Origin of the sequence: Flavobacterium sp. FPG59 (genome assembly GCF_002150205.1) — a bacterium.
GTDB lineage: Bacteria > Bacteroidota > Bacteroidia > Flavobacteriales > Flavobacteriaceae > Flavobacterium.
On the sequence record NZ_MTCA01000269.1, the window covers coordinates 1 to 3,580 of the forward strand.

Annotated in this window: 3 protein-coding genes; all 3 read left to right on the forward strand. The window is 33.4% G+C overall.

Going from position 1 to position 3,580, the window contains the following annotated elements:
* Positions 1-5: 5 nt before the first annotated feature.
* Positions 6-1,913 (forward strand): acetate--CoA ligase, encoded by a 1,908-nt coding sequence (gene acs / locus FPG59_RS14820; RefSeq protein WP_086455340.1) that lies wholly within the window; start codon positions 6-8, stop codon positions 1,911-1,913.
* 131 nt (positions 1,914-2,044) lie between these two features.
* The gene (locus tag FPG59_RS14825) at positions 2,045-3,175 is read left to right on the forward strand and encodes an NAD(P)/FAD-dependent oxidoreductase (RefSeq protein ID WP_086455339.1); all 1,131 of its coding nucleotides are present in this window, start codon (positions 2,045-2,047) and stop codon (positions 3,173-3,175) included.
* A partial coding sequence (locus FPG59_RS14830) for a bifunctional 2-polyprenyl-6-hydroxyphenol methylase/3-demethylubiquinol 3-O-methyltransferase UbiG (RefSeq protein WP_140344684.1) occupies positions 3,176-3,580 on the forward strand: 405 nt, incomplete at its 3' end. It abuts the gene before it with no gap.

A 3,580-nucleotide genomic window follows, 5' to 3' on the forward strand; every position in this document is an offset into this window, starting at 1 on the left:
ACACTATGAGTTACTACAAAATTGACAATCTAGAACAATACTTCAAGCATTATAATAAATCAGTACGTGAACCTAGAAAATTTTGGGGAAAAATAGCCGAAGAAAATTTTACATGGTACCAGCAATGGGATAAGGTTGTTGAGTTTAATATGGCCGAAGCCGATATAAAATGGTTCACCGAAGCTAAGGTTAATATTGTTAAAAATTGTATCGATAGGCACTTGGCCAAAAGAGGCGAAAAAACCGCTATAATTTTTGAACCAAATAATCCAGATGAAGAAGCTCTGCATATAACCTATAATGAGTTACACCAAAGAGTGTGTAAAATGGCTAATGTTTTGCGTGAACAAGGCATCAAAAAAGGAGATCGCGTTTGTATTTATCTACCAATGATTCCTGAGTTAGCTGTTTCAGTTCTTGCTTGTGCTCGTATTGGTGCAATTCACTCCGTAGTTTTTGCTGGATTTTCAGCATCGGCAGTAGCCAGTCGTATTAATGATAGTTCTTGCAAAATGGTGATAACGGCTGACGGTGGTTTTAGAGGAAACAAAACAATAGACTTGAAAAGTATTATTGATGAAGCAATAGAGAAGTGCACATCTGTCGAAAAAGTTTTAGTTGCCAAAAGAATTCATTCTAATGTTACTATGGTTGAAGATCGTGATCAATGGCTTCAACCATTATTAGATCAAGCCTCAGACAATAATGTTGCCGAAATAATGGATGCCGAAGATCCTTTATTCATTTTATACACATCTGGTTCTACTGGAAAACCAAAAGGAATGGTACATACCACAGCGGGTTACATGGTGTATACGGCTTATACTTTCAAAAATGTTTTTAACTACGAAGAAAGTGATGTGTTCTGGTGCACGGCTGATATCGGTTGGATCACGGGTCATTCCTATATACTTTACGGACCATTATTGAACGGTGCAACGACCGTTATTTTTGAAGGAGTTCCTTCTTATCCTGACTTTAGTCGTTTTTGGGAGGTAATCGAAAAACATAAAATCACTCAATTTTATACCGCGCCAACTGCCATTCGTTCTTTGGCGAAAGAAAATATAGAATTTGTACAAAAATATCCTTTAAAATCTTTAAAAGTAATTGGTTCTGTTGGAGAACCTATCAATGAAGAAGCTTGGCACTGGTACAATGACCATGTTGGGGACAAAAGATGTCCAGTTGTAGACACTTGGTGGCAAACAGAAACTGGAGGAATTATGATTGCTCCAATAGCTTTTGTTACTCCCACAAAACCAACCTATGCAACCTTGCCACTTCCGGGAGTGCAAGCTGTTTTGATGGATGATAAGCGCAATGAAATCGAAGGAAATCAAGTGGTAGGTAGTTTGTGTATCAAATTTCCTTGGCCAGGAATTGCCAGAACTATATGGGGTGACCATCAGCGTTATAAAGATACTTATTTTTCAGCTTTTCCAGGTAAATTTTTTACAGGTGATGGCGCTTTACGAGATGAAGTTGGGTACTATCGAATTACAGGTCGCGTAGATGATGTCGTGATTGTTTCTGGTCATAATTTAGGAACAGCACCTATTGAAGATGCTATCAATGAACACCCAGCTGTTGCCGAATCAGCTATTGTAGGTTTTCCTCATGATATCAAAGGAAATGCTTTGTACGGTTTTGTTATTTTAAAAGAAACAGGTGAAACCCGTAATAAGGAGAACTTAACTAAAGAAATCAACCAACATATTTCGGATCATATTGGACCTATTGCTAAGTTGGATAAAATTCAGTTTGTTTCTGGTTTACCAAAAACGCGCTCTGGAAAGATTATGAGGCGAATTTTAAGAAAAATTGCGGAAGGAGATTATTCTAACTTTGGAGACATTACAACCTTATTAAATCCTGAAATTGTTGAGGAAATTAAAGAAGGAAAAGTTTAATTACAAGAAGAGCCGTTTTATTTCAAAACGGCTTTTTTTTGTTGCTCTATTTTTTTAGAACATAATTATGTAAGTTTTTTTAAGTTTTATATAGCAAATGGTAATAAACTTATCCATAAATTTACTTCCAGATGAAAGACAAAGAAGTGATTATTATTGGTGGTGGTTTAGCAGGTTTGACTGCTGCAATTCACTTGTCTAAAATTGGACTTCAAGTAACGGTAATTGAAAAAAATAGTTTCCCAAAACATAAAGTATGTGGAGAATATATTTCTAATGAAGTTTTACCTTATTTCAACTGGCTTGGTCTTGACCTATCTCATTTAAATCCTACACATATTACTATTCTTGAATTTTCAACATCAAGTGGAAAAACTATTAAAAGCAATCTACCACTTGGAGGTTTTGGCATTAGTCGTTTTGAATTGGATTATTACTTGTATCAAAAAGCAATCAAAAATGGTTGTACCTTTTTACAAGATACTGTAGAGGAAATTAACTATTCAAACAATGAATTTAATGTTAGATCAGCAAATAATAGTATTTTAAAATCTGAAATTGTTATTGGTGCTTTTGGCAAACGTTCTAATATTGACCAAAAAATGAATCGGGATTTCATAACTAAAAAGTCTCATTGGTTGGCAGTTAAGGCGCATTATAAGGGTGATTTCCCTAATGATTTAGTAGGGCTTCATAATTTCAAAGGTGGATATTGTGGCGTTTCCAAAGTAGAAAACGATAGTATTAATATTTGCTATCTAGCAGATTATGAAACATTTAAACAATATAAAAATATTGAAGAGTTTCAAAGTAATGTTCTAGAGCAAAACCCTCATTTGAACGAAATTTTCAATAAAACAAAAATGCTTTATGAAAAACCTTTAACAATAAGCCAAGTATCGTTTGAAAAAAAACAAGCTGTTGAGAATCATATTTTAATGATTGGAGATACTGCAGGACTTATTCATCCTTTATGCGGCAACGGAATGGCAATGGCAATTCATAGTGCTAAAATTGTTTCAGAATTAGTTGACAAATACTATACCAGTGAAATTAAATCTCGAGAAAAATTAGAAGAAGAATACATACAGGAATGGAATTTCAACTTTAAAGATCGACTAAAAATGGGTCGGTTTTTATCAAATATTTTGCAAAACCAAAAACTTTCAGGGGTATTAATGCGTTTATTAAGTATATTTCCTTTTTTATTACCTAAAATAATTAAAAAAACACACGGAAAACCAATCCTTTTACAATCTTAAATGGCATTAAATACTAAGTATAGAACTGATAAACCAGAAATAATGGACGATTTTGCCTTAGAAGGCGAGATTTTACGTGATGCTTTAGACAAAATAGCAAAAATTAATCAACTATTAGGTGGAAATAAGTTAACGTTAAAAGGAGTACAAGAACTTCTTAAACAATCTAAAAAAGAAGAAGTTAAAATTGTGGATGTAGGTTGTGGCAATGGCGATATGCTGAGAACTTTAGCTGATTTTGGACTTAATAATAAACTAAATTTTAAGTTGATAGGTATTGATGCTAACAATTTTACAATTTCTCATGCAATACAATTATCAGAAAAATATACGAATATCAGTTATCGGTGTGAAGATATTTTTAAGGATTCTTTTAAGGAATTAAAATACGATATTGTCTTGTGC